The 26,644-nt window shown below is 71.4% G+C and carries 24 protein-coding genes; 5 read left to right on the forward strand and 19 right to left on the reverse strand.

Annotation, left to right across the window (positions count from 1 at the left end; genetic code table 11):
• Window positions 1-117 precede the first annotated feature (117 nt).
• Window positions 118-1,011: a diacylglycerol kinase gene (locus OG700_RS17335; RefSeq protein ID WP_405614516.1), complete on the forward strand. Its 894-nt coding sequence runs from the start codon at window positions 118-120 to the stop codon at window positions 1,009-1,011.
• A gap of 55 nt (window positions 1,012-1,066) precedes the next feature.
• Here OG700_RS17335 and OG700_RS17340 read toward each other — a convergent pair whose 3' ends face one another.
• On the reverse strand, window positions 1,067-1,591 hold the full coding sequence (locus OG700_RS17340) for a GbsR/MarR family transcriptional regulator (RefSeq protein WP_405614518.1): 525 nt from the start codon (window positions 1,589-1,591) through the stop codon (window positions 1,067-1,069).
• Between the two features lie 132 nt (window positions 1,592-1,723).
• Between OG700_RS17340 and OG700_RS17345 the strand changes: the two genes are divergently transcribed.
• Together OG700_RS17345 and OG700_RS17350 are read left to right on the forward strand one after the other, a co-directional pair.
• Window positions 1,724-2,671: an ABC transporter ATP-binding protein gene (locus tag OG700_RS17345; RefSeq protein ID WP_405614520.1), complete on the forward strand. Its 948-nt coding sequence runs from the start codon at window positions 1,724-1,726 to the stop codon at window positions 2,669-2,671.
• Entirely contained in the window at window positions 2,668-4,326 is a 1,659-nt protein-coding gene (locus OG700_RS17350) for an ABC transporter permease (protein ID WP_405614522.1), read from the forward strand. Before OG700_RS17345 ends, OG700_RS17350 begins: the two co-directional genes overlap by 4 nt.
• A 50-nt stretch (window positions 4,327-4,376) precedes the next feature.
• Here OG700_RS17350 and OG700_RS17355 read toward each other — a convergent pair whose 3' ends face one another.
• From OG700_RS17355 to OG700_RS17410, 12 genes are all read right to left on the reverse strand, one after another.
• Window positions 4,377-5,675: a cytochrome P450 gene (locus tag OG700_RS17355; RefSeq protein WP_405614524.1), complete on the reverse strand. Its 1,299-nt coding sequence runs from the start codon at window positions 5,673-5,675 to the stop codon at window positions 4,377-4,379.
• A gap of 187 nt (window positions 5,676-5,862) precedes the next feature.
• On the reverse strand, window positions 5,863-6,522 hold the full coding sequence (locus tag OG700_RS17360) for a response regulator (RefSeq protein WP_405614527.1): 660 nt from the start codon (window positions 6,520-6,522) through the stop codon (window positions 5,863-5,865).
• A complete protein-coding gene (locus OG700_RS17365) occupies window positions 6,519-7,883 on the reverse strand; it encodes a sensor histidine kinase (RefSeq protein WP_405614530.1) in 1,365 nt (454 codons plus the stop codon). Before OG700_RS17365 ends, OG700_RS17360 begins: the two co-directional genes overlap by 4 nt.
• 138 nt (window positions 7,884-8,021) lie before the next feature.
• Window positions 8,022-8,900: an NAD(P)H-binding protein gene (locus OG700_RS17370; RefSeq protein WP_405614532.1), complete on the reverse strand. Its 879-nt coding sequence runs from the start codon at window positions 8,898-8,900 to the stop codon at window positions 8,022-8,024.
• A 78-nt stretch (window positions 8,901-8,978) separates the two neighbouring features.
• On the reverse strand, window positions 8,979-9,884 hold the full coding sequence (locus tag OG700_RS17375; RefSeq protein WP_405614534.1) for an alpha/beta hydrolase family protein: 906 nt from the start codon (window positions 9,882-9,884) through the stop codon (window positions 8,979-8,981).
• 176 nt (window positions 9,885-10,060) lie between these two features.
• Complete coding sequence (locus tag OG700_RS17380; RefSeq protein WP_405614536.1) at window positions 10,061-11,326, reverse strand: serine hydrolase domain-containing protein; 1,266 nt, start codon at window positions 11,324-11,326, stop codon at window positions 10,061-10,063.
• Between the two features lie 90 nt (window positions 11,327-11,416).
• On the reverse strand, window positions 11,417-11,965 hold the full coding sequence (locus tag OG700_RS17385; RefSeq protein ID WP_405614538.1) for a YciI family protein: 549 nt from the start codon (window positions 11,963-11,965) through the stop codon (window positions 11,417-11,419).
• 103 nt (window positions 11,966-12,068) lie between these two features.
• On the reverse strand, window positions 12,069-13,376 hold the full coding sequence (kynU, locus tag OG700_RS17390; protein WP_405614540.1) for a kynureninase: 1,308 nt from the start codon (window positions 13,374-13,376) through the stop codon (window positions 12,069-12,071).
• Complete coding sequence (locus OG700_RS17395) at window positions 13,369-14,214, reverse strand: tryptophan 2,3-dioxygenase family protein (RefSeq protein WP_405614542.1); 846 nt, start codon at window positions 14,212-14,214, stop codon at window positions 13,369-13,371. The genes kynU and OG700_RS17395 overlap by 8 nt, the downstream gene beginning before the upstream one ends.
• Before the next feature lie 92 nt (window positions 14,215-14,306).
• Window positions 14,307-15,119, reverse strand: a complete 813-nt coding sequence (locus OG700_RS17400; protein ID WP_405614544.1) for a DUF3152 domain-containing protein — start codon at window positions 15,117-15,119, stop codon at window positions 14,307-14,309.
• A gap of 211 nt (window positions 15,120-15,330) precedes the next feature.
• The gene (locus tag OG700_RS17405) at window positions 15,331-15,744 is read right to left on the reverse strand and encodes a DUF3151 domain-containing protein (RefSeq protein ID WP_405614546.1); all 414 of its coding nucleotides are present in this window, start codon (window positions 15,742-15,744) and stop codon (window positions 15,331-15,333) included.
• Window positions 15,745-15,861: 117 nt separating this feature from the next.
• Entirely contained in the window at window positions 15,862-17,364 is a 1,503-nt protein-coding gene (locus OG700_RS17410) for an MFS transporter (RefSeq protein ID WP_405614548.1), read from the reverse strand.
• Window positions 17,365-17,531: 167 nt separating this feature from the next.
• On the opposite strand from OG700_RS17410, the gene OG700_RS17415 reads away from it, so the two are divergent.
• On the forward strand, window positions 17,532-18,182 hold the full coding sequence (locus OG700_RS17415) for a hypothetical protein (RefSeq protein ID WP_405614550.1): 651 nt from the start codon (window positions 17,532-17,534) through the stop codon (window positions 18,180-18,182).
• Window positions 18,183-18,450: 268 nt separating this feature from the next.
• Here the strand turns inward: OG700_RS17415 and fbaA are convergent, their stop codons facing one another.
• The 6 genes from fbaA to OG700_RS17445 form a co-directional block, all read right to left on the reverse strand.
• Window positions 18,451-19,482 carry a class II fructose-bisphosphate aldolase gene (gene fbaA / locus OG700_RS17420; RefSeq protein ID WP_405614552.1) on the reverse strand — a complete coding sequence of 344 codons (1,032 nt, stop codon included), beginning with the start codon at window positions 19,480-19,482 and terminating at the stop codon, window positions 18,451-18,453.
• A gap of 105 nt (window positions 19,483-19,587) precedes the next feature.
• Window positions 19,588-20,133 carry an orotate phosphoribosyltransferase gene (gene pyrE / locus OG700_RS17425; RefSeq protein WP_405614554.1) on the reverse strand — a complete coding sequence of 182 codons (546 nt, stop codon included), beginning with the start codon at window positions 20,131-20,133 and terminating at the stop codon, window positions 19,588-19,590.
• A 231-nt stretch (window positions 20,134-20,364) separates the two neighbouring features.
• Window positions 20,365-21,183 (reverse strand): aldose 1-epimerase, encoded by an 819-nt coding sequence (locus OG700_RS17430; RefSeq protein WP_405614556.1) that lies wholly within the window; start codon window positions 21,181-21,183, stop codon window positions 20,365-20,367.
• A gap of 44 nt (window positions 21,184-21,227) precedes the next feature.
• Window positions 21,228-22,124, reverse strand: a complete 897-nt coding sequence (locus OG700_RS17435; RefSeq protein WP_405614558.1) for an SRPBCC domain-containing protein — start codon at window positions 22,122-22,124, stop codon at window positions 21,228-21,230.
• 93 nt (window positions 22,125-22,217) lie between these two features.
• Complete coding sequence (locus OG700_RS17440) at window positions 22,218-23,897, reverse strand: polyamine aminopropyltransferase (protein WP_405614560.1); 1,680 nt, start codon at window positions 23,895-23,897, stop codon at window positions 22,218-22,220.
• A 96-nt stretch (window positions 23,898-23,993) separates the two neighbouring features.
• Window positions 23,994-24,512: a DUF2617 family protein gene (locus OG700_RS17445; RefSeq protein ID WP_405614562.1), complete on the reverse strand. Its 519-nt coding sequence runs from the start codon at window positions 24,510-24,512 to the stop codon at window positions 23,994-23,996.
• 777 nt (window positions 24,513-25,289) lie between these two features.
• Between OG700_RS17445 and OG700_RS17450 the strand changes: the two genes are divergently transcribed.
• A complete protein-coding gene (locus OG700_RS17450) occupies window positions 25,290-26,507 on the forward strand; it encodes a pyridoxal phosphate-dependent aminotransferase (RefSeq protein ID WP_405614563.1) in 1,218 nt (405 codons plus the stop codon).
• The last annotated feature ends 137 nt before the right edge of the window (window positions 26,508-26,644 follow it).

A 26,644-nucleotide genomic window follows, 5' to 3' on the forward strand; every position in this document is an offset into this window, starting at 1 on the left:
TGTCCAACGTACGACGAAGCCTGAGCCGTCGAACCGGTTGCCCCGGAATAGACCAAGCCCCTGGCGCAATAGCGCAAGGGGCTCTTGCACAAAGATGCTACCCGAGGAAGGACCGAGGTGTCGGCTCCAGAGCCCGCCGAGAACGGTGCGCAGCAGCTTCTGGTGGTCATCGACCCGGTCGCCCGCCGGACCGACGGCGAATCAGTGCGGATCGCGAAAGATGTGCTGAGCGCGGGTGCGACCGCGAAAATCTGCCTGCCCGACGGCCCTGCGGAGTTCGCGCGGGTGCTGGCCCGCAGAGGCGCCCGGCGGCCGGTGGTGATCGGCGACGACCGGGCCCTGCTGCGGACGGTCGCCCTGCTGCACCGGGAGCGTGACCTGTCCGCGGGCGCCCTGTCGCTGGTGCCGGTCGGGGTGTCGGTCGAGCTGGCGCGCTCGCTCGGCGTGCCCACGGGCGCGGTCGCGGCGGCGCGGGCGGTGCTCGACGGAGTCGTACGGCGGCTGGATCTGCTCGTCGACGACAGCGACGGGGTGGTGCTGGGGGATCTGCGGATCCCGGCGCTGCCACCGGCGGCGGACGGGCGGCCGGGCCGCGTGGCGGGTTCGTCGGGAGGGCCTGACGGCCCGGGGGGCTCGCGGGGCGCGGAGGGCGCGGACGGCGTGTCCGTCTGGCACGCCTGCCGGTCCCTGGTCCGGGCGCTGGTCAAACCCGTGCCGCAGGTGCTCGCCGTCCACACGCACCGGCTGCGGGTGGAGGCGGACGGCGTCCTGCTGAGCGACCTGGACGAGCCGGTCGAGACCGTGACGGTGCGCTCGCGCGGCGGCCGGGCGGAGGTCGTGATCCGTACGCGCTCCTCGGCCGAGCCGATCACCGCCAGCGCGCTGTCGGTGACGGTCTCGGGCGCGGACTTCCGCTACCGGGCGGACGCGGCGGTGACCGGCCCGGTCCGGACACGGACGTGGACGCTGCGGGCGGGGGCGTGGGGGCTGACGCTGCCGGCGGACGCCTGACCGGGCGCGGTGGTGGGAGCGGGCGGGGCGGTGGGAGCGGGCGGGCCGGTGCCCCTCATCCGCCGAGCTGTTCCGCCCGCTGCTTCGTCCAGCGCTCCATCAGCGACCCCATCTCCCTCTCCAGAAACACGAAGAACTCCAGCGTCTCGTTGATACGGCGCCCCCGCGGCGTATCGACCCCGAATTGATCGACGCCCTCCCGCAAGGTGGCCCGCCAGCGCTTCAGCGTGGCGTCACGGTTCGTCAGCGCCTCGTACCACTGATCGCCCTCCACCCGGTAGCGCTCGCGCCGCGAGCCCGGCTCACGCTCGCGGCTGACCATGTTGACCTGGGCGAGATAGCGGATCGCGCCGGACACGGCAGCCGGGCTGACCTGCAACTGCTCGCCGAGTTCGGCGGAGGTCATGACGCCCTGCTCGGAAGCGAGCAGCGCGGCGAAGACCCTGGAGGGCATACGCGTCATGCCGGCTTGGACGAGCTGGGCCGCGAAGCGTTCGACGAACTGTGAGACGGATGCCTCGTCGTCGCGGTCGTCATCGCGGTCGTCCTCGCGGTCGTCTTGACGCCGCCGCTCGCTCATGCGCTGACCTCAGTCTCTGTCTGTGTGCTCAAGGCGTCTGCTCTGCCGTCAACGCCTGAGGCAAGTCTATCGAGCCCATTTATACGGTCCCCTGACTTCACAAGTTTCTGAAAACAGCGTACGTTCAGAAACATGACGAAGGCAATCACCGTCGCCGGACTGCACAAGTCGTTCGGCCCGACGCACGCACTGCGCGGCCTCGACCTCGCCGTCGACTCCGGCGAGGTCCACGGCTTCCTCGGCCCCAACGGCGCCGGCAAGTCCACCACCATCCGCGTCCTGCTCGGGCTGCTGCGCGCCGACTCCGGCGCCGCCCAGCTCCTCGGCAAGGACCCGTGGAAGGACGCCGTCGCCCTGCACCGCCGGCTCGCCTACGTACCCGGCGACGTCGAACTGTGGCCCAACCTCACCGGCGGGGAGGCCATCGACCTGCTCTCCAAACTCCGCGGCGGCCTGGACCGGCGGCGCAGGGACGAGCTGATCGAACGGTTCGACCTGGACCCGACCAAGAAGGGCCGGGCCTACTCCAAGGGCAACCGGCAGAAGGTCGCCATCGTCGCCGCGCTCGCCTCCGACGCCGAACTGCTGCTCCTGGACGAACCCACGGCCGGCCTCGACCCGCTCATGGAGGTCGTCTTCCAGGACGTCATCCTCCAGGCGAAGGCCGCCGGCAAGACAGTGCTGCTCTCCAGCCACATCCTGGCCCAGGTCGAGAAACTGTGTGACCGCGTGAGCATCATCCGGCAGGGCCGGAACGTGCAGTCCGGCACGCTCAGCGAGATGCGGCACCTGACCCGTACGACCGTCGAGGCCGAGACCGAGCGCCCGGCCACCGGACTCGACGCCATGGCCGGCGTCCACGGGGCGCGGGTGACCGACCGCCGGGTGCACTTCGCCGTCGACAGCGCGCACCTGGACGCCGCGATCCGCAGGCTCGGCGAATTCGGCATCCGCAGCCTGATCAGCCACCCGCCGACCCTCGAAGAGCTGATGCTGCGTCACTACGGCGACGAGCTGGCGGCCAACGGCCACTCCGGCAACGGCAGCAACAACAACAGCAGCAGTGGGGTCGCCCGATGACCACCGTCACGGCACCCGCCGCCGACCGCACGGCCGCGCCCGCCCGGAGCGGTTCCGGCGCCCTCGCGGGCACCGGGACCCTGATCCGCTTCGGTCTGCGCCGGGACCGCGTCCGTATCCCCGTCTGGGTGGTCGCCCTCACCCTCGGCACGATGACCACGGTCACCGAGTTCAAGACCCTGTACTCCACCGCCGCCGAACGCGCCTCGGCGCGCGCCTCCATGGACAGCCCCGCCGCGCTCGCCATGACCGGCCCGCGCCACTACCTCGCCGACTACAACATCGGCTCGATGATGGGCCACCAACTGCTCGGCTTCATGGCCGTGCTGGTCGGCCTGATGAGCGTCCTGATCATCACCAGGCACACCCGCGACGAGGAGGAGACCGGCCGCGCCGAACTGGTGCGCTCCACCGTCGTCGGACACCACGCCCAGCTCGCGTCCGCGCTGGTCGTCGCCACCGTCGCCAACCTCGCGCTCGCCGCCCTGCTGACGCTGGGCGTCCTCTCGGCGGGCATCGACGGGATCAGCACCGGCGAGGCCCTGCTGTACGGGCTCACCCACGCCGCCCTCGGTCTCGTCTTCGCGGGCGTCGCCGCGATCACCGTGCAGATCACCGCCCACACACGCGGCGCCTCCGGCATGGCGCTCGCCGTCATCGGCGTCTCCTACGTGCTGCGCGCCTCCGGCGACGTGGGCAACGAGGCGCTGTCCTGGCTGACGCCGATCGGCTGGGGCCAGCGCACCTACGTCTTCGTCGACAACCGCTGGTGGCCGCTGCTGCTCTGCCTGGCCCTCGCCGCGCTGACCGCCGCCACCGGCTTCGCGCTCAGCACCCGGCGCGACGTCGGCGCGGGCCTGCGCTCCGCCCGGCTCGGCCGGCGTACGGCCTCCGACACGCTCACCCGGCCGCTCGGCTTCGCGCTGCGGCTGCACCGGGGAACCCTGCTGGGCTTCGGCGCGGGGCTGTTCCTGATGGGCGTGATGTACGGCTCCATCCTCGGCGACGCCGCCGACATGGTGAAGAACATCGCGCAGGTCCAGGAGGCGCTGGAGAGGATCGGCGGCGTGTCCGTCGCCGAGTCGTTCGCGTCGATGACGATGGTCATCGTCGCTGTCGTCACCTCCGTGTACGTGGTGATGGCCGCGCTACGGCCACGCGCCGAGGAGAGCGCGGGCCGCGCCGAACCGGTGCTGGCCACCGGCCTCTCCCGCGACCGCTGGGTGGGCAGCCATGTCGCCGTCGCGCTCGCCGGCGGTACGGCGGTGCTGCTCGTGGCCGGTCTGGGCTTCGGCCTCTCGGGCGCCGCGTCGGTCGGGGACGGCGGCCTCGTCCTCCAACTGGTCGGCGCCGCCCTCGCGTACGCACCCGCGCTGTGGGTGACCGTCGGCGTGACCGTCGTGCTCTTCGGCTGGTTCCCCCGGGCCGGGGCTGCGGCCTGGATCGTGCCCGTGTACGGGTTCCTGGTCGGGTATCTCGGGTCGCTGCTCCAGCTCCCGGGCTGGATGAACAACCTGTCGCCCTTCGGGCACGTGCCACAGCTGCCGGCCGCCGAGATGAGCTGGACGCCCATGCTCGTCCTCACCGCCGTCGCGGCCGGCCTGATCTGGCTGGGACTCGCGGGCTTCCGCCGCCGGGACCTGGAGACGAAGTAACGGGCGGAGTGGGCGCCCGGCCGGCCGGGGTGTGACGCGCCACGGGGGCGTCACACCTCCACCAGCAGCTCCTTCAGCCCCCGGATCACATACCCCGGCTTCCACTCCGGCTCCGCGACGAGCCGCAGCGTCGGCGCCTGGCGCAGCAACTCACCGAACGACGCGCTCAGTTCGAGCCGCCCGAGCGCCGCACCCAGGCAGTAGTGGATGCCCGCGCCGAATGTCACATGGGGGTTGTCGGCGCGGGTGAGATCGAGGGTGTCCGGGTGGGGGAAGCGGGCCGGGTCGCGGTTGGCCGAGCCGAAGAGAAGCGCGAGTTCGGCGCCGCGTGGCACGAGCGTGCCGTCGATCTCCATGTCGTCGAGCACCCACCGCTCGAACAGCTGGAGCGGTGTGTCGTACCGCAGCAGCTCCTCCACAGCTGTGGACAACGACGCCTCCCCGGACCGCAGGGCCGCCAGCTGCTCGGGGTGGCGGAACAGCGTCCACCAGCCGTTGGCTGTGGTGTTGACCGTCGCCTCGTGTCCGGCGTTGAGCAGGAGCGCGCAGGTGGAGATCGTCTCCTGCTCGCTCAGCCGGTCCCCCTCGTCCTGCGCCGCGATCAGCGCGGAGAGCAGATCGGGACCGGGCGCGGCCCGCCTGGCGGTGATCAACTCCCGCAGGTAGTCAGTGAATTCGAGCGACGCCCGGACCGCCCGCCGCGCCGCCTCCTCCGTCGGATTCAGCTCGTACATCGCGCACATGTCGGCCGACCAGGGCCGCAGCAGCCCCCGGTCCGCCACCGGGATACCGAGCATCTCGGCGATGACGGCGACCGGCAGGGGCTCCGCCACCTCGGCGAGCAGATCACCGCCGCCCGCCGCGCACAGCCCGCCCACCAGCTCGGCGGCGAGCCGTTGCACGGTCGGGGCAAGCACCTCGACCCTGCGCGGTGTGAACGCCTTCGACACCAGCCGCCGGATCCTGGTGTGGTCCGGTGCCTCCAGGTCCAGCAGCCCGTTGCCGTTGAGGATGTGGAACGGCTCGTGCGCCTCGGGCGGCGGCGTACGGCCGAACTCCTCGTGCGTGAAGCGGTGCAGATAGGTCCGCCCCAGCCGCCGGTCCCGCAGCAGGGCCGACACGTCGGAGTGGTGGGGGATCAGCCACTGCCGCGACCGCTCGAAGTAATGGAGCCGGCCACGGTCGCGCAGCTCCGCGTAGACGGGATAGGGATCGGCGACAAAGCCGGGCGACCAGGGGTCGAAGGACGCGGCGGGAGTGGACGGGCCACGGGAGGAAGACGGTCCGTGGGAGGAAGACGGGCCGCGGGAGGAAGACGGGCCGCGGGAGGAATCGGAAGAGGCTGCCATGTCTGCACGCTACTGATCCGCTCCCCCGGCTCATAGGGCAGAGCTCGACGGACCTCGTTCTACCTGACGTAGCCCTTGTGCGTTCTGCCGTAGCGGTCATGGCGCACCTCCTGTCAGGCGCAGACCAGCACGACGAACCCGCGCCCGGACGGCCCGTCCTCTTCGGTCCGGGCACGCGAACGAGTGATCACCCCGGAGTGACCAGCCTCGCCTCGTACGCGAACACCGCCGCCTGCGTGCGGTCACGCAGCCCCAGCTTCACCAGGATGCGGCTCACATGGGTCTTGATCGTGGACTCGGCCACGACGAGATGGCCGGCGATCTCCGCGTTGGACAGTCCCTGCGCGATCAGGACCAGCACCTCGGTCTCGCGCTCCGTCAGCTCCCCCATCTGTGCCAGTGCCGGTGGGCGCGGGGACTCCGCCAGCTTGGAGAACTCCGTGATCAGCCGACGCGTCACCGTGGGCGCGAGCAGCGCCTCGCCGGACGCCACCACCCTGACGCCGTCGGCCAGTTGACGCGCCGACGCGTCCTTGAGCAGAAAGCCGGAGGCCCCCGCCCGCAGCGCCTGGTACACGTACTCGTCCAGGTCGAAGGTCGTCAGGACGAGCACCTTCGCGTCCGCGTCCGCCGCCACGATCTCCCGTGTCGCCTCGATGCCGTTCAGCTCGGGCATCCGGATGTCCATCAGGACGACGTCGGGGCCGAGGGCCGCGACCTGCGTGACGGCCTCGCGGCCGTTCACCGCCTCGCCGACGACCTCGATGTCCGGCATCGCGTTCAGCAGTACGGAGAAGCCCTCGCGGACCATCACCTGGTCGTCGACGATCAGTACCCGGATCGTCATGACGACTTCCCGTCCGTCTCCGCAGGCGCGGCCTCGGGCCCGTCCTCGTCCATGTCCTGGGTGGCGACCGGTATGTACGCCGCCACCTCGTAGCCGCCGTCCGCCAGCGGCCTCGCCGTCATCTCGCCGTTCAGCATGCTCACCCTCTCCCGCATCCCCGTGATGCCGTGCCCGGCACCCGGCGAAGGCTTCACGAGCCCCTGTGGCGGCGTGTTGACGATCCGCAGCCCGAGCCCGCCGAGCACATAGGAGACCTCCACCTTCGCCGTCGCCCCCGGCGCGTGCCGCAGGGCGTTGCTGAGTGCTTCCTGAATGATGCGGTACGCCGACAGCTCGACGCCCTGCGGCAGTTCCCGGACCGCTCCGGTGACCCCCTTCTCCACGGTCAGACCCGCCTCGCGGACATTGGCGAGCAGCCCGTCGAGATCGCCGAGAGTCGGCTGCGGGGCGTCGGGGGCGTCGTAGCCCTCGGCCCGTACGACCCCGAGCACGCGGCGCAGCTCGGTCAGCGCGGCGACGGCGTTCTCCCGGATGGTGGCGAAGGCCTTCTCCAGCTCCGGCGGTGGATTCTCGACGCGGTAGGGCGCCGCCTCCGCCTGGATCGCGACGACCGACATGTGGTGCGCGACGACGTCGTGCAGCTCGCGGGCGATGGTGGTGCGCTCTTCGAGGAGCGTGCGCCTGCTGCGCTCGACCGCGGTGACACTCAGCTGCACCGCGACTTCCTGCTTCGCGTTGCGGCGGATGTGCACGGCGGAGACCGTCATCAGCACGAGCGCGGAGACGACGAGCATGGGCGCGGTGGTGGAGCCGTACTCGTACCGGCCGAGGAAGGTCTCGACGAACATCCCGTACACCAGCGTGAGCACCCACATCCAGCCCGCGGTGCGGGGGCTGGTCCGTATCGCCACGATCGTCATCACAAAGAGATACGAGGCGAAGGCGGCGACACTCCAAGGCCAGTCGGCGTAGTAGGAACCCGTCACCCCGGTGAGTGCGGTGACGGCAAGAGCCAGCCACCAGGCCACGACGGGCCTGACGAGCACCAGCAGGACCGGCGCCACCGTGATCACATCCAGCCCCGAGCCGTTGGCCATCCCGACGAACAGCGCGAACAGCGCGCAGCCGACGACCACGGCATGCGGGAGCCAGCCCGCATGCTCACGTATCCGAAGGGGCAGCCGACGGACGATCGGGCCGTCCGTCCGCATCCGCGGCAGCGGCCGATAGGCGAAGGCGTCGTGGAAGAGGTCCTGGCGCAGGCCCCCGAGCACGCTCACGGCCAGTCGGAACTCAGGGGTCCGGGCTTTCCCGGTCGCGGTCTTCGGCGTCTGCGGCGTCTTCGTCTGCGTGTTGGTCACGTTTTCAAAGGTAAGGGGAGGGACGGGCACCGGTCGTCACCAGTGATAGGGATCCCTTCCCGTCCCTCCCAGGTACTACAAGGGCGCCCGAAGACCCCCGCGAGAGCTATACGCGGTCGCCCGAGCACTCCCCGTGAGCTACCCCTTGAACGCGTCGGCGTGATCGGCCGCCCACCGCGCGAACGTACGTGCCGGACGCCCCGTGACCTCCTCCACCGTGCCGATCGGGGTCCGGCCCTCGGGCGGTGTGTTCCCGTACACCTCAAGCAGGAAGCCGATCACTTCCTCGGGCTGCCCGGCCGCCCGCCACTGCTCGACGGCCTGCGCCTCGGTCAGCTCGACCACCTCGATCTTCCGGCCGCGGGCACCGGCCAGCGTGTCCGCCTTGTCCTGGATCGTCAGCGCTTCGGGCCCGGTGATCAGGTACGACTTGCCGCCGTGCCCGTCCTCGCTGAGCGCGACGGCGGCGACGGCACCGATGTCGCCCTCGTGGACCATGGCGCTCAGCCGGCCGACGAACGGCTCACGCACGGTGTCGTCGGCGCGGACACCCTCCGCCCACTCCAGCGCGTTGGCCATGAATTCGACGGGCATCAGCACGGTCCACGCGAGGGGACCCGCCTTGACCGCGTCCTCAAGCGGGGTGTCGCCGCCGCCGTTGAGCACGGTGATCCTGCGCACTCCGGCCCCGGCCGCCAGAGCGACGATCTCGGGACCGGTCTGAAGCGGCGCGAAGAGGCCGCCGTCGAAGGTGATCAGATGCAGGCCGGTGACTCCCTCCAGGGCGGGGACGAGTGACGCCGGATCGGCGAGGTCGCCGCGTACGACCTCGACACCTGCGGGGAAGTCGGCCTTGGCGGGGTCGCGGGTCAGGGCGCGTACGGTGTGGCCGCGGGCGAGCAGTTCGAGGACGATCTGCCGGCCGACGGTGCCGGTGGCGCCCGCCACAAGGTTCACGTTCTGATTCGGGTTCGGGTTCGGGTTCCGGTTCTGGTCCGCGTTCGCGCTGTTCGTCATGGTCCGAAGGTAGGAGTGCTTGCGGTCAGCTTCTGTCCGCAAGCCCGCCGGCCGCACCTCGGCACACCTCAGTGCGCCTCAGTACGCGAGCTGCGCCAGTTCCTCGGCCACCACCGCGCACGCGTCCGCCCCGGGGTCGATCGGCGGGAAGTGCCCGACGTCCTCCAGCAACGTGATGCCGACCATCTCACCGGCCCTGGCGGCGGCGTCGACATACGCCTCGGCGACAGCCTGCGGCACGACGATGTCGTCCCGGCCCTGTACGACGGCCGTGGCGATCCCGGTGGGCAGCAGGGCCGACGGGTCCGCACTGTCCCCGCGCGCCTTCAACTCACCCTCCCCACCGAGGAGTTGTACGACGGCTCCGCCGCACACACCCAACTCGACAGCGGTGCCGAAGTCCGCGATGGGCGCGATCGCGACGACACCGCGCAGCCGCGGGGGCGCGTCCAGCCGCCACGGCGACCCCTTGGGCAGCACGTGCCGCGCCGTGGCCCAGAGCGCGAGATGGCCACCGGCGGAGTGCCCGGTGACCACGATCCGGCGCGGGTCGGCCTGCGGCAGCGCGTCGGCGACGAGCGCGGGCAGCGCGTCCATCACCGTGGCGATGTCGTCGAACGTCTCGGGCCACCGCCCGGCCGCGGCCCCGGACCCGTCATCGCCCCGGCTCCCCCGCCGGTACTCCACGTTGGCGACGGCGAACCCGCGCCGGGCCAGGAAGCCGGCGAACGGTGTCAGATGCCACCGGTCGTACGCCGCGCGCCACGCCCCGCCGTGCAGCACGACCACCAGCGGCACCCCCTCGCGCCCGCCGCGCGGCGCGTAGAAGTCGACCACCTGATCAGGGTGCTGCCCGTACGCCGCGGTGACGTCCGGCTCCACCCTCGGGCGCGAGAACAGCGCCTCGGACTCCGCGAGGTCACGGGCGACCGCGGCGACGTCGGTGGAGCCGGCGGCGGAATCATGGGCGGCGGAATCCGACACGCTGCTCCAACCTTTCGATGAGAGACCCGAATTGACCTGATCAGCGGGGACGCTACCAGCATCCACGCCGCAGGTTTACGGCCCCGGTCTCACCCCGCCGCCCCGGCCACGGCCACGCCGCCGCGCCCCCGACATCACCGGCCCCTCTTCGGTCCTTACCGGTCCCCCACCAGTCCTTACCGGTCCGCACCGCAGACCGCGCGGTCGAGCAGCGCCTGAACGACCTTCTCCGCACCCATCAGCCACTCGTCGTTCGACATCTTGCCGCTCGCGTTGATGACGACGGAGCGCTGCCCGTCCTCACTGACGGCCGTCCTGATGGTCGCCCCTTCCAGGTCACCGGCGTGCCCCCAGCGGAATCCACCGCAGGGCAGTGGCTGCCGCATCACCCCGAGCCCGTAGTGCAGCCCGGGGAAGATCACCTGGAACTTCTCGGCCGCCGGCACGACCTTGCGCAGCTCGGCCATCTCGGCCGGCGGCAACAGCCTGCCGCGCTGGAGGGCCGTCAGGAACCGGTCCAGATCGCGCTCACCGGAGATCAACTCCCCGGCGGCCGACGCCTGCGACACGTTGCGAATGCTGGTGTCCGTCATGCCGGTGGACCCGGGAAGCTGCTGATACGTGTGCGTGTACGGCCCCTTGAGACGCGGGTCGTCACCGGGTGCGTACGTCTGCGTGAGCCCCAACGGGCGGACGATACGGTCACGGACCTCCGTGTCCCACGACTTGCCCGTCACCTCCTCGATGATCATCCCGGCGAGCAGGTAGCCGGGGTTCGAGTAACTCCATCGGGGCTCGGGGTCGTTCGGGTCGGCGGGGTCGAAGTCCGGCCGGTGCTTCATCGCCCCGGCCACGATGTCCCGCGGGTCGTGGTGGTCGAACCTGGTCCGCTCGAAGTCAGCGGCAGTGTTGCCGGTGTCCTCGGTGACGTCGTAGTTGTAGATCCCGCTGGTGTGCTGGAGCAGATGCCGCACGGTGACGCGGCTGCCGTCGTTGCCGTTGCCCGTCACGACGCCGGGCAGCCAGTCCTCCACGGTGTCGTCCAGCGACAGCCGCCCCTCCGCGACGAGTTGCAGGACGACCGTGGACACGAACGTCTTGGTGACGCTGGCCGCACGGAAGTCGGCCGCGTGCGACACCGGCCGCCCGGTGCCCAACTCCGCCTCCCCGGCGACGGCGTACGTACGGCGCTGTCCGTCACGCACCTGTACGGAGATGCCGACGTACCCGGCCTCCTTCAGCGTGCGGTTCACCTCACGCTGCAACTGCTTCTGCGACAGCGCGGCCCCGACGGAGTCCCGGCCGCCACCGCCCTCGCCGCCCTCTTGGGCGGGGGCGGGCCCGGCGGACACCCCGAGGGACACGGCACAGACGGCGGCGGTGACGAGCGCGGTGACCACGGGCAGCCGGGGTCGACTGGAGTCCTTCGACTGGGAGTTCATGGTCGTCAAGCTTGGTCCGTGGGACATCCCCGATCCATGAAGGAGGCACCCGTCATGGCGGTGGGGATAGCACCACCACCGCGCCACAGGTCAGGACCGCCCGCCGAACTGCCAGTGGCGCACCTCGATTTCGGCGTACCCCCGCGAAGTCAACACGGCGCGAGCCGTCTCCGCGTCCGGCGCCCGCAGCAGCGCCGCCGTACCCACCCAGGTGACGCCGTCGTCGGACAGCAGCGGCCCGTACGCGATCAACTCATCCTGATCAGCGGGCAGTTCGAGGTCCACCGCCGGCCCCGAGCCGAGCCCGAGCACCAGATACCGGTCGCCTTCCTCGGCGCCCCCGGCGAACTCCCACATGGTGCGCCCCAGCGTGTTGCGCCACCGCCGCAGCAACACGTCGCGGTACACGCCCGCCTGGTATCCGGGCTCGTCGAAGGCGAACGCGCGGGCAGCGGCGACATCCGGCAGGTCGAGGATGTGCACACTGCCCGTGGGCGTCTCGCCGTCGCCGTCCATGGTCGGCCCACGGGCGATCATCTCCGCCGCGTACCCGTCCATGTAGGACCGGTGCTCTTCCAGCAACTCTTCACGCAACGCGAGGGAACCGGGCCGATCACGGTGGTAACAGAGGAATTCCATGCTCGAAGTCTCTCAGCACCACGCGCGGCACCGGGGCGGAGGTCACAACCGCCGACCACCGTCGACCACCGTCGCCCCGTCGGCCCCCGCCCCACCGGCCCGTTCAGGCCCGCACGTCCTCCCCCGTCCCCTCCGCCGGGACCTCCGCCATGTCCTGCGCCATGTCCCGCGCCATGTCCCGCGCCATGTCCCGCGCCGGGATCTCTCCCAGCACCTCCCCCAGCACCCGCGCCGCCCGCTCCGCGTCGCGGAAGCCCACGTACAGCGGCGTGAAACCGAACCGCAGCACGTCCGGCCGGCGCAGGTCGCCGATCACGCCGCGGCTGATCAACTCCCCCATCACCGCGGGCGCCTGGGCGCAGCGCAGCGCCACCTGGCTGCCGCGCTCCGCGTGCGACACCGGCGTCAGCGAGCTGACCCGGCCCGCCGGGGCGTACACCTCCACGCACCGGAGGAAGAAGTCCGTCAGCGCCAGGCTCTTCGCCCGCAGGACCTCCAGCGAGACGCCCTCCCACACATCGAGCGCCGCTTCCAGCGCCAGCATGGAGAGGATGTCGGGCGTGCCGACCCGGCCGCGTGTCGCGCCGTCCGCCGCCGCGTAGCCGGATGTCATCGCGAACGGGTCCGCGTGCGAGGTCCAGCCGGGCAGCGGGGAGTCGAAGGCCGCCTGGTGCCGCTCGGAGACGTACAGGAAGGCGGGTGAACCCGGCCCGCCGTTCAGGTACTTGTACGTGCAGCCGACCGCCAGGTCGACGCCGTGCTCGTCCAGTCCGACCGGCAGCGCGCCCGCGCTGTGGCACACGTCCCAGATCACCGGCGCGCCCGCGCCGTGCAGCGCCGCCGTGATGCCGGGCAGGTCGTGGAGCCTGCCCGTACGGAAGTCGACGTGGTTGACGAGCGCGGCGGCCGTACGCGGTCCGGCGGCGCTCCCCATGTCCCCGGCTGCGACCGGCACCACCCGCAGGCCGGTCATCCGCGCCGCCGACTCCGCGATGTACCCGTCCGTGGGGAACGTCGCCGCGTCGACCAGGAGCTCGTCCCGGCCCTCCCCCGCGATCCGCGCGGCGGCCACAACGGCCTTGAAGACGTTGACACTTGTGGAGTCACCGACCACGATCCGGCCGGGCCCCGCGCCGACCAGCGGCGCGATCCGGTCGCCGATCCGCTCCGGCGCGGTCCACCAGCCGCCCTCGGTCCAGGACCGGATACGCAGCTCGCCCCACTGCCGGGCCACGACGTCCTGGAGCCGCGCGGGAACGTGCCGGGGCAGCGCCCCGAGCGAGTTGCCGTCCAGGTAGACGGAGTCGTCGTCGAGCGCGAACAGCTCTCGGTGCGCGCCCAGTTCGTCGGCCGCGTCGAGTGCGGCGGCATGTTTCAACAGCGCCTGTGAGACCACCGACGACTCAGACATGGCTGCGCGCCGTCCACAGCTCGGGGAACACGTTCTTCTGTGCGCGCTTCTCCAGCCACGCCACCCCGGCCGAGCCGCCCGTCCCGGTCTTGGACCCCATCGCCCGCCGCGTCGCCACGAGATGGTCGTTGCGCCATCGCCACACCAGCTCGGCGACATCCGTCAACGCCTCGCCCAGCCTGATGACTTCACCGTGCTGGTCGGGCTCCGCGTACACCCCGGCCCAGATCTCCTCGACCGCCGTCGACGGCTCGTACTTCAGCGTGAGGTCCCGGTTCAGCGCCTCCGCCGGCACCGGCAGCCCGCGCCGGGACAGCAGGCTCAGCACCTCGTCGTACAGGCTCGGCTCCTGGAGCGCCTTCTCCAACTCCGCGTGCACACGCGGCGCGCCACGGTGCGGTACGAGCATGGACGCCGACTTGTCGCCCAGCAGGAACTCCATCCGCCGGTACATCGCCGACTGGAAGCCGGAGCCGTCACCGAGCGCGCTGCGGTACGAGTTGAACTGCACGGGCGTCAGCCGGCTCAGCGGCGTCCACGACGCGTTCAGCGCCTCGAACTCGCGCACCGACCGCTTCAGCGCGTCGACCGCGACCGGCACCCGGTCCTCGCGCAGGGCGCGCGACGCGGTCTCCCACTCGTGGACGATGACGGTGAACCACAGCTCCATCACCTGGGTGGTCACCAGGAAGACCATCTCGCCCGGATCGTCGGACATCGGGTGCTGGAGATGGGTCAGGACGTCCGCCTGGACGTAGTCCTCGTACGGGGTCGTACCCGCGAAGTCGAGGTTCGGGGCATCCGAACCGGCTCCGGAGGCATCGGGGTGCTGCGACATCTCTGTCTCCTCGATATTGCTACCGGGTAGCGGTCCGCCCCTTCCGTATCGCTTCGGAGCTCCGGTCCCCTCTCGGCATCATAATCCCGTCTTCACGGCACCGCCGGACCTGTGATGTACGTCCCGTCCTCCGCGTACGGCCAGGCATTCGCATGGCAGCCGCGTAGCCCCTTGATCTGCTGCATCATCGCCGGGGCGGGCTTGCCGGCGCCGCCGCAGGTGACATGGCCCCGGCCGATGCGGTGGCCGACCTCGTGGTTGATGATCAGCGCGCGGTACTCGGTGACCGGCCCGTCGAACTGCTCGGACCCCAGCACCCACCGTTTGAGGTTCACCACGACGGTGCGGCCCACGGTGCAGTTCACCTCGCCGCGCGTGAGCAGACCGGCGGCGCCGCAGATCCGGTCCACCGTGCCCGGCGTCGCGATCTTGACGTCGAAGTCGGACGGTCCGGAGCCGACGAGCCGGAAGGAGTGACGGCCGTCGGAGGTCCAGCCGCGGGGGTGCGCCAGAATTGTCTCGATCTCGACGGCGGCGGCCCGCTCGGAGAGGTCGATGCCGTTCTCGACCTGGACCTTGTAGCGGCGCACCGTTCCACCGGAGCCCACGCGCGAGCCGGCGGACCGGGCGGTGGTGAAGGTGCCGGGGCCGTGCGCCGGGACGGGGATGGGGCGCGTGGACTCGGGGGTGGGGGTGGGAGCCGGGGGTGGCGTCGTGGGCGCCTCGGTCCTGGGTGGCTCGGCCGTGGGCGCCTCGTCCTCGCGGGGCTCCGCCTCGGCCGTGGGACCGGCATCCGGCCGGCCCGCGAGGGCCGCGCCGCCGCCGATGAGCAGTGCCGTCAGGCACCCGCCGAGCAGTACGGCGCGGGTGAACGAACGGCGCCGGGCCTCAACACGCTTGCCCAAGGCGGACGTCTCCCCTGTTACGGCCGGTGTCGGGGAGAGAGGGTGCCGGGACCTCCTACCGGATTCGATGGCGTGTACGAGCCTAGCGACCGCATGCCGCAGGTCCGTAGCCTTTCAGACGGCCACGGACCTGCGACGTCGCGCGAATCAGGTGCGAATCAGGTGCGGAACAGCTGCCGACGGGCTCGGCCCGGACGCTCGGTCCGGACGCTCAGCCGAGGGTGTCGGCCGCCGCCGCCGAGGAGTCCCGCAGGAAACCGGAGCAGCGCTCGTACTCCTCGTGCTCGCCGATCGCCTGCGCGGAGCGGGCGAGGGCGTGCAGGGCGCGCAGGAAGCCGCGGTTCGGCTCGTGCTCCCACGGCACCGGGCCGTGCCCCTTCCAGCCGCTGCGGCGCAGGGAGTCCAGACCGCGGTGGTAGCCGGTACGGGCGTACGCGTACGACTCCACGACCCGGCCGTTCTCGAACGCGTCGTCGGCGAGCTGGGCCCAGGCGAGCGACGAGGTCGGATACTTCGCCGCGACGTCGGCGGGCGCCGTCCCGTTCGCGAGCAGCTCGCGCGGTTCGGGGTCGTCGGGCAGGTGCGTGGGGGGCGGTCCCCCGAGAAGATCTTTATGGATGGCCATACTTCCGAGTGTCCCAGGTCGCGCCGGATTCCGTGGCAGTGGTGCGGGTTTGCCACCGGCAATCGCGGTCCCGGATCCCGCTGCCGACGACGCACCCGTGCGCTCCCCTGCGCGCCCCTACGCGTCCGCCGTCGACGCGCCCCCTTCCGCCGCCCCCTCGCGCACCGCGGTCGGCTCCAGCGGCGGCGACGAGAGCCCGCAGTTCACCTTGCACTGGGGCACGCTGGGCGCGGCCTCGGCCGCCCCGCCGGGCTCGGCCCGCGGCGTCCGCACCGCCGTGAAGGCGATCAGCGACGCCAGCACCAGCACCCCCGCGCACATCGGCATCGCCCGGTCGAACGCCGCGTCGAACTGCGCCGGCGAGCGGTACACCTCCGGCCCCATGCCCGCCAGCAGCGGCAGCGCGGCCACCGCCAGCAGACCCGCCGCCCGCGCCGCCGCGTTGTTGATGCCGCTGGCCAGACCGGCGCGCGAACTGTCGACGGACGCCAGGACCGTCGCGGTCAGCGGCGCGACCAGCGTCACCATGCCGAGCCCCATCACCACCAGAGCGGGCAGTACGTCCCGTACGTACGACGCGTCCGCGCCACCGCCCACCCGCAGCATCAGCAGCAGCCCGCCGGCGCACAGCAGCGGCCCCACCGTGAGTGGGACGCGCGGCCCGATCTTCGCGCCCAGCTCGCCCGACCGGGCGGAGAAGAGCAGCATCAGCACGGTCGTCGGCAGCAGCGCCGTCCCTGCGCCGAGCGCCGAGTAGCCCGCGACGACCTGGAGCTGCAACGTCACCAGGAAGAAGAACCCGCCGAACGCCGCGTACACGCACAGCGTCACCAGGTTGACCGACGTGAACAGCCGCGAGGCGAAGATCGACGGCGGCAGCATCGGATCGGGCCGCCGCCGCTCCAGCACCACGAACGCCACGCCCACCAGCACCCCCGCGGCCCCCGCCCACCACACCTTCGCGATCAGCGCGTACGTCACCAGCCCCAGCGCGACCGCGCCCAGCACCGCGCCGAGCACGTCGAACCGGCCGTGCGCCGCCGGATCCCGCGACTCCGGTACGTGCCGCAGCGCCACCGGCACACAGATCGCGGCCAGCGGCACGTTCAGCAGGAACACCCACCGCCAGCCGGGACCGTCCACCAGCCACCCGCCCACGAACGGCCCGATCGCCGCGCCCACACCCCCGAGCCCGGACCACAGCCCCACCGCCCGCGCCCGGTCGTCCGGATGGAAGCTCGCCTGGATCAACGCCAGCGACCCGGGCACCAGCAGCGCACCACCCACCCCTTGCAGCGCCCGCGCCAGAATCAGCACCTCGGCATTGGGCGCGACCCCGCACATCAGCGACCCGAGGGCGAACCACACGATCCCCAGCACAAAGATCCGCCGCCGCCCGTACCGGTCCCCGAGCGACCCCCCGAGCAGAATCAGCCCCGCGAGCGTGAGCATGTACGCGTTGACCGTCCACTGAAGGTCGGCCAGGTCCGCGTCGAGATCCTTGCCGATGTGCGGCAGGGCGACATTGACGACGGTCGAGTCGAGCAGCGCCATGGTGGAACCGAGCACCGTCGTCAGCACAATCCACCGGCCCGAGGCCGTGCCCAGCCTGATGTCCATAGGGGGATCATCCCCCGTGCCCGTTGAGGCCGCGCGTCTCACACCGTCCGGCCGTCGCGCTGTCGCAGTCGGCGCCGTAGCCGTACCCATCAGCGCCGTAGCCGTCGAACCGCTCCCACGAGGCACCACATCACCGGTTGTCAGTGCCGTTGGGCATGATTGCGATCATGAGTCACAACATCGCGTACTCCACCGCGGACAAGGCGGACGTCCTGGCCTATCTGGGCTGCGACGGCAACCTGACCGGGGACCAGCCACGCATTCTCGACATGATGCGCGAGGCCGCCAAGACCCACCAGGACAACCTCGATCACCAAGGCGTCGACTGGGGCCTGTCCATCCCCGACGCACTCGATCACCTCATCGCCGGACGCACCGACTCGGTCGCGGAGCGCGCGGGCAACGCCTACAACTCCGCTTTGCAGCACATCATCGACCACAACGCGTCCGACCCGTCCAATCTGGGCACGTACTCGAAACCCTCGACGTTCTTCGGCCTGGTCGACGACGAGATGCGACGCCTCGGCGTGCCCGCCGACCTGCTGCCCCACGGATACCTCTTCTACGGGCCGCCCGACGACTTCCCGTTCATCCCGCACTCCATAGACGGCTATCCCGCCATCGGCCACCTGCCGCTCGCCATGACCAAGCCCGCCGCCGATGCCTACCGCGCCGTCCTGGACCGGCTGGACCCCGACTTCCGGTACGACGTCCAGGAGCTCATCGAAAAGCTTGAGTTCGAGCACGAGGAATGGGAGGACTCCACGAAGAATGTCGGCTGGTACACCCAGGACACACTTTTCTTCAGCCTCACCTGACCAGCTCGCGCCGGAGCGCGGCGTCGCGGGCGCGTCAACCCATCGCCGGGCCGGCGGATTTCAAGCCCGTCCGGCGCTTAAGGACAGACCCCGCCACCACGCGGACCCGGTCCAGCCAACCCGGCCCACCGCAACCACCAAGCCCGTCCGGCGCTTGAGGACAACCACCCACCGGCCCGCACCCGGCCGAGCGGTCGGCGGGTGAACAGCCCGCGGGCCCGACACCCCAAGAGGTGTCGGGCCCGCTGAACAGCCTTGCGGCAGTTGCCTACTTGAGCCGCGTACCCGTCGACCGCAGCGCCGCACACGCCTCGGTCACGCGCTTCGCCATGCCCGCCTCGGCCAGCTTGCCCCACGTGCGCGGGTCGTACAGCTTCTTCGAGCCGACCTCGCCGTCGACCTTCAGCACGCCGTCGTAGTTCTTCAGTACGTGGTCGGCGACGGGCCGCGTGAACGCGTACTGGGTGTCGGTGTCCAGGTTCATCTTCACGACGCCGTTCTCCAGCGCCGTCGCGATCTCCTCGGCCGAGGAACCGGAGCCGCCGTGGAAGACGAAGTCGAAGGGCTGGCTGCCGGCGGGCTTGCCGTACTTGGCGGCCACGCCCTCCTGGAGGTCCTTCAGCAGCTCTGGACGGAGCACGACGTTGCCCGGCTTGTAGACGCCGTGCACGTTACCGAAGGACGCGGCCAGCAGGTAGCGGCCCTTGTCGCCCAGGCCCAGCGCCTCGGCGGTGCGCAGCGCGTCGTCGACGGTGGTGTAGAGGGAGTCGTTGATCTCGTGCGTGACGCCGTCCTCCTCGCCACCGGTCGGGGTGATCTCGACCTCAAGGATGATCTTCGCGGCGGTGGCCTGCGCCAGCAGCTCCTCGCCGATGGCGAGGTTGTCGGCCAGGGTCTCGGCGGAGCCGTCCCACATGTGCGACTGGAAGAGCGGGTTCCGCCCGGCCTTGACGCGCTCGGCCGACACGTCGAGCAGCGGGCGCACGTACGTGGCCAGCTTGTCCTTGGGGCAGTGATCGGTGTGCAGCGCGACCGTGATGTCGTACTTCGCGGCCACGATGTGCGCGAACTCCGCGAGCGCGACCGCGCCGGTCACCATGTCCTTGTTGTACTGACCGCCAAGGAACTCCGCACCACCGGTCGACATCTGGATGACGCCGTCGCTCTCGGCCTCCGCGAAACCGCGCAGCGCGGCGTGCAGGGTCTGGGACGAGGTCACGTTGATCGCCGGGTAGGCGAACTTGCCTGCCTTCGCCCGGTCCAGCATCTCGGCGTAGACCTCGGGGGTTGCGATGGGCATCGGGCCGCTCCTTGTGATGTGCGGGTGTGAGGTGCTCTGTCCCTGACCTGGGGGCGACGTCATTGTCGCCTCCATCTTTCCAGACTCTTGTCCGAGCGGTGAGGCTCAGGCCAGGCCCAGCTCGTCCAGCGCGTACGCGTTGACATAGCGCAGCCCGGCGGCCTCGACGGCGGGCGCGGCACCGCGCTCGACGATGACCGCGACGGCGACGACCTCGCCGCCCGCCTCACGTACCGCCTCGACCGCGGTCAGCGGCGACCCGCCGGTCGTCGACACGTCCTCCACGACCAGACAGCGGCGGCCCTTCACATCCGTGCCCTCGATACGCCGCTGCATGCCGTGGGCCTTGCCCTGCTTACGTACGACGAACGCGTCCAGGCGCTCACCACGCGCCGCCGACGCGTGCAGCATCGACGTCGCGACGGGGTCCGCGCCGAGCGTCAGCCCGCCCACGCAGTCGTAGTCGAGACCGGCGGCGGCGGCGGTGTCGAGCATGACCTGACCGACCAGCGGCGCGGCCTGCCCGTCCAGCGTGATGCGGCGCAGATCGATGTACCAGTCGGCCTCGATACCGGACGAGAGGGTCACTTTGCCGTGCACCACGGCCTTGTCCTTGATCTGCTGGAGCAGGTCAGCGCGTACGTCAGTCATGGCCCTGAGCTTACGGGCCGACCCCTAGGGCGTGTTTCGAAAGTCCCGCCTGGCCGACGACGCCTGGCACGCGCACTCGCCGCGTTGTCGGAATCATCCAAGTACGCCCAGTACGAGAACGATCCTCCGCCTTGCGATCGCACGCACCAGACGCCGTCGGCCCCGCCCCTCGGGCGGACGGCGCTACCTTCGCAACACACCCAGGCCCTGTCCGGCGGATTCGGGCGCTCCTCAGAGCCTGCGCCAGCTCCAGGCCGCCCGGATCTCCAGCGGGTCGATGGGTGTGACCAGGCGCGGTGTCGTGTTCAGCCCGTTCGGCGGGCCGGACTGCGGCTCCACACAGACCGCTTCGGCCTGCTCGTCGTAGATCACCGCCCACTCGGCGTGGCTGGTCACCTTCAGTTCGAGCCGCCCCGGCCAGGTCAGCGTCGCGTCGACCCCGTCGGGGAAGCCGAAGCAGTCGTCCCACGGGCCGGGCAGCGGCTCGATACGACGTCCGGTGGGCAGATGGTCCGCGCCCCGCTCCTCCTGCCACCCGGGGGTGAAGTCGAGCCGTACGGCGTCCTCGTCGGCCGTACCGCCGTCGAGATGGCGCAGGAACCACGGGTGCCAGCCCGCCTGCGCGGGGAAGGAGTCGTCGTACGTCTCGACGCCCAGCGTGAGCGTCAGCGAGTCCCCGGTCAGCTCGAAGAGCTGCGTGACCCGGCCGGTGTACGGCCAGGGGTCGGCCAGCTCGTACGTGAACGCCGCCTCGCTCGCGCCCTTGCGCGCCGTGCGCCAGGAGGTGTCGCGGCCGGTGCCGTGAATGGCGTGCGGCGGGGAGTTCAGGGGCAGTTGGTGAATCTCGCCGCCGTTGCGGAACCGCCCGTCCTCGACCCGTCCGCACCAGGGCACCATCGGGAAGCAGCCGTACCGGTCGCCCTGGCGCAGCAGTTCGGTGCCGCCGACGCGCAGACTCGCGACGCGGCAGCCGTTCGCCGGGTGGATGGTCAACTCGGCGTCGCCGGCCGCCAGTCGGATCTCGCGCTTCTGGTCCGTGTCCGTACTCACTCCATGACCCTAACCGGCGAGGGTCTGTCCGGCAGACCCTCCGCTCAGCGCCTGCGCCGCAGCGCGCGTCCCACGACGACGGCCCCCGCGATGGCGAGCGCGGCGGCCGGCGCCACCCACCGCAGCGCGGCACCGGCGCCCCCGGCGTCGGGGACCTGCTCGGGTGCGTACCGTCCACGCGGCGGCGCGTGGTCGACCTCCTCCGCACTGCGCCCGATCATGGTCCGCCGGGCGTGCGCGGCCTCGGCGGGCGGATCGAGGGGGACGAGAAAGTCCCCGCTCCCCGATGTGGTGGCCCCGAACTCGGCGGACGCGTCGAGCGCGGAGGGCGGCACGGGGGCGTCGAGCGGGCCGGGGTCGGGGACATCGGGGTCGCCGGGGACATCGGGGTCGCCGGGGACGTCGGGGCCTGGGACGTCGGGGGCCGCGTCGGCCTCGGGGGCCGCGTCCGCGTCGGGGGCCGGTACGTCCGGGGCCTGCCCGGCCGTACCGACTGTCTCCTCCGGCTCCGGCGCGATACCCGGCTTCCCCAGCTCCGCCGCGAAACGGTCCAGCAGTCTGCGGGCCGTCGCGTCCGATGTCGCCGGGGCGATGTCCGCGAGGCGGCCCTGCGCCGTCGACGTCGCCGTGAAGGCGACCGTCGTACCGCCGGCGGTCTCCGACAGCCTGACGCGGACGGTCAGCCTGGCGGAGCCCGTACCCCGTACCTCCGTGCCCTCGCCCTTCGCCGTGAAGGCGCCCGCCCGCTCCGTGAGCGTCAGCGCGCCGCGGTACGTGATCGTGTGGCCGCCGACACGGACCTTCAGGCGGCCCGAGAGGGGGCGCGCCGACGCGTCCGCGTCCTGCTGGAGTCCGGGGACGCAGCGCGCGACGCGGGCGTGGTCCCGCAGCGCCTCGCGGAGGGTCTCAGCCGGAACCGGAATGAACACCTCATACTCCATGGGATCCGAGCCTACTCAGCCCCGCCGCTTCAGGCGCCCCTCCGCACACAACTGCCACCCGTCACCCACCTCCACCTCCCACCACCGCGTCCGTCATCCCGCGTACCGCGGATGCACCAGCGTCGACGGTGGCATGCCGCGCAACCGGGTGCGTTCCGCCCCGAGGACGCCCGCCTCCAGCACCGGCGGGGCCAGCGAGCGCAGCGGGGGCGCGTCCGGGGCCAGTCCCACCGTCGGCGCCCTGCCCACGGCGGCGAGGACGAATCCCCAGTCCGCCCGCGCACGGGCACGCCCGCCCGCACTTCCACTCCCGTCCTCACCCGCGTCCTCGCCCGCGTCCTCGCCCGCGTTCTTCCCGTCGTGGGACCGGTCCGGCCCCGCCCCGAAACCGGACACCCGCCCCGTCGCGGTGTACGGACTCGTAGCGAATCCGGCCGCCCGCAGCGTCGCGTCGACCGTCCAGTACGTACGCGGCCGGACGGCCGGCGGCCCCGCGTGCACGGCCAGCCGCCCGCCTTTGGCGAGCACCCGCGAGGCGAGCCCGTAGAACTCCTCCGAGTAGAGCTTCGTGCTCGGGGTGATGCCGGGGTTCGGCAGGTCCGAGATCACCACGTCGTACGCCGCTCGGGCGGCCCCCGTCCCGCCCCGCCCCCTCAGCCAGGCGAACGCGTCCGCGTACTCCACCCGGATCCGAGGGTCGTCAAGCGCGTGCGCGTTCAGCCCGGCCAGCGCCGGGTCCGTACGGGCCAGGCGCGCGACGCCGGGGTCCAGCTCGACCAGCGTGACCGAACGGACGTCCGGATAGCGCAGAACCTCGCGCGCCGCGAGCCCGTCCCCGCCGCCCAGGATCAGTACCCGCGCGTGCGGACCGCGCATCGCGGGATGCACCAGCGCCTCGTGATACCGGTACTCGTCGCGCTCGCTGACCCGCAGCCGCCCGTCCAGATACAGGTCCAGCGGCCCGCCCCGCCCGCCCGTGAGGACGACCTCCTGGACGTCGGTCTGTACGGCGACCCGCACCCCGTCCCCGTACACCGCGCGCCGCGCGGCCCGCTCGAAGTCGTCCACCAGGACGGCGGCGGTGCCCAGAACCGCCAGCACCAGCACGTTCACCAGCAGCAGCAGCCCCCGTTCACGACCCGTCAGATCGCGCCCGAAGATCCAGAGGACGAGCGCCCCGCCCGCCACCACGTTGACCGCGCCGGTCAGCAGCGCGCCGGTCAACTGCCCGAACCACGGCAGCAGCAGAAATGGAAAGGCCAGCCCGCCGACCAGCGCTCCCACATAGTCCGCGGCGAAGAGATCGGCGACGGTGCCGCCCGCGTCCTGCCGGGAGACGCGCTGGATGAGCGTCATCAGCAGCGGGATCTCCGCGCCGATGAGGATCCCGATGGCGAGCGAGAAGCCGATCAGCGCGTACCGCGACTCGCCCATCCAGGCGAACGTCGCGTACAGCACCAGCGCCGAGCAGCCACCGAGCAGCGCGAGCGCCGCCTCCACCAGACCGAATCCGACGGCCGCCCGGCAGCGCAGCCGCTTCGCGAGCAGCGAGCCGAGGCCCATCGCGAAGACCATCAGGGACAGCACGACCGACGCCTGTGTGACGGAGTCCCCGATCAGATACGACGCGAGGGCGACCAGCTCCAGCTCGTACACCAGTCCGCACGCGGCGCACACGAAGACCACGGCGAGGATCAGGAAGCGACCCGCGCTCGGTCGGACGGGCAGTCGCGCCGCGCTGTCCGGCGGCGCGACCACAGACTGGTCGATCATTCCAGTAACGCTACGTCACTACTTCCGTGCGGGTTGTCACCCACAAGGGTGGTAAGCGGAGCTCACACGTTCCCGCCCCGGCCCCCGCCCACCCCGCTACAGCCCGACCGGCACCCGCACCCCCACCCGCGTCCGGGTCACCACCAGCGCCCCTTCCTGCGGATACGCGTGCCAGGTACGCCAGGACACCTGGCCCTCGTGACGCTGCACGAGCATCGCCGTGAACGCGTGCGGATCACCCGGAAACGTACCCGCGAGCCCGTTCGGATGGTCGGCGACCAGTGCGAGCAGTTCCTGCGCGCGCCCCGCGAACGAGCCCTGCGACAACGTCTCGACGCGCGCCGCGAATTCGTACTCCCACCCCCCGACGCGCTCGGCCACGCCGAGCGGCAGCGGCGTACTGCTGCCGGGGATGCAGGCCACCGTCTCGGAGCAACTGCCCTGCTCCTCCTCAAGAAGTACCTGGTGGGAGGCGCCGAGAAGTCTCATCTGGACCTTGGCGCCGCTGAGTTCGAGATCGAGGACGGCGAGCGCGGGCAGCGGCTCGCGCCCCAGCGCCCAGGCCAGATCGGCGGCACGGGTGTCGGTGTAGGCGGTGTGGAGAGTTCTGAGCATGGGTCGGCTCCGCAAAACACGAGAACTGAGAACTGACGGAAGTAGGAGATCGTCTGCTCGGCTCCGCGCGAAGGTCCGAGGTTCGAGGCCCAAGGTCCGGGGGCTGGAAAATCTCAACAGCGAGAGAATCACGAAGTAAGGGACGCTCACAGCGTTTTTACCCAACTTGGCGTAGTTTCCATCCCCTCGGGGGCACCCCAGTTCAACTGTTCAATGAAATACCGCTCATAGAGTCGACGGGGGATCAACGTGAGGATGCCCGGCGGAAGTTCATCCCACCGGGCACCCTCAATGACCGCGGACCAGCTGCCCCGTGTCAGCTGCCTCCGCCGCACCCCCCGCCGCCACCGCCGCAGGAGGACGAACCTCCACCGCACGACGACGAACCTCCGCTGTCCCCCGAGACCCACCCGCCCCCGTCGCCACCACCACCACCGGCGTCGCCGCCACCACCAGCGTCGCCGCCGCGGCCGGAGCGCCGGCCGGCGGGACTGACGTGGCGACGGTTTCGTGCTCGCAGGCTCTTCGAGAAAGAGCCCAGCGCGATCAGGAACACGACAACCATCAGTGCGAGAAATCCGAAGGCCAACCCCACAACCCACATGGTCTTCACCGTCTTTCTGTTCCCCCGTAGCGAGGCCCCCGCCCCGTCGCGGGACCGGCTTCGCCAGTGATCGGCTTTCTTGCCGTCTTCTTATGTGACTGGGGGATGCCCCTCGCCCCGCGAGCCCAAAGCAGACTTGAGCAAGTCCAGAGCTTCGGCGCAGGATGGCCGCCATGACCGCCACGAATCCCCGGACACCCGCCGCGAACGACGCCCCGGCACACCGCCGCCCCCTGCTCAACCGACGCCTCGCGGAGTTCGGGACGACGATCTTCGCCGAGATGTCGGCGCTGGCCGTCCGGACCGGCGCGATCAACCTGGGCCAGGGCTTTCCCGACACCGACGGCCCCGAATCCGTCCGGGAGGCGGCCGTACGCGCCCTGCGCGACGGCCGCGGCAACCAGTACCCGCCGGGCCCCGGCATCCCCGAGCTGCGCACCGCGATCGCCGGCCACCAGCTGAAGCGGTACGGCCTGACGTACGACCCCGACACCGAGGTGCTGGTCACGGCGGGCGCCACCGAGGCGATCGCCGCGTCGCTGCTCGCCCTGGTCGAGCCCGGCGACGAGGTGATCGCCCTGGAGCCGTACTACGACTCGTACGCCGCCTCCATCGCCCTGGCGGGCGGCACCCGCGTCCCCGTCACGCTGCGGCCCCACGACGGCGCGTACCACCTGGACCTGGACGAACTGCGCGACGCCGTCACCCCCCGCACCCGACTGATCCTCCTCAACACCCCGCACAACCCGACCGGCAAGGTCCTCACCCGCGAGGAACTGGCGGCCGTCGCCGCGCTCGCCGTCGAACGCGACCTGCTGGTCATCACCGACGAGGTCTACGAGCACCTGGTCTTCGACGGCGAACACCTGCCCATCGCCTCCTTCCCTGGCATGCGCGAGCGCACGGTCACCATCGGCTCGGCCGGCAAGACCTTCTCGTTCACCGGCTGGAAGGTCGGCTGGGTGACGGCCACGCCGGAGCTGGTGAGCACGGTCAGGGCCGCGAAGCAGTTCCTGACGTACGTCTCGGCGGGCCCCTTCCAGTACGCCGTCGCCGAGGCGCTGCGCCTGCCGGACAGCTACTTCGCCGAGCTGCGCGACGACCTGCGGACCAAGCGCGACCTGCTGTCGGCGGGGCTCGCCGCGGCCGGTTTCGAGGTCTACCGGCCGGCGGGCACCTACTTCGTCACCACCGACATCCGCCCGCTCGGCGAGAGCGACGGCTTCGCCTTCTGCCGCGCGCTGCCGGAGCGCTGCGGTGTGGTGGCCGTACCGAACGCGGTCTTCTACGACCACCGGGAGCAGGGCGCGCCGTTCGTACGCTTCGCGTTCTGCAAGCGCACGGAGGTGCTGGCGGACGCGGTGGGGCGGCTGAAGACGTTGGCCGGGTGAGGCGGGGGCGCCGCGCGGCCCGGTGGGCGCCCGCCTGTCACGCCGACACGCCGCCCCGTCCCGCACACCCCTCGTACGGCACCGCTTCGTACCCGGTCGGCGGGCCAGCGGTCGCGCGCCCCGCGAGCGGCGCGGAA

This window comes from Streptomyces sp. NBC_01508, assembly GCF_045040315.1.
In the GTDB taxonomy this organism is placed as follows: Bacteria; Actinomycetota; Actinomycetes; order Streptomycetales; family Streptomycetaceae; genus Streptomyces.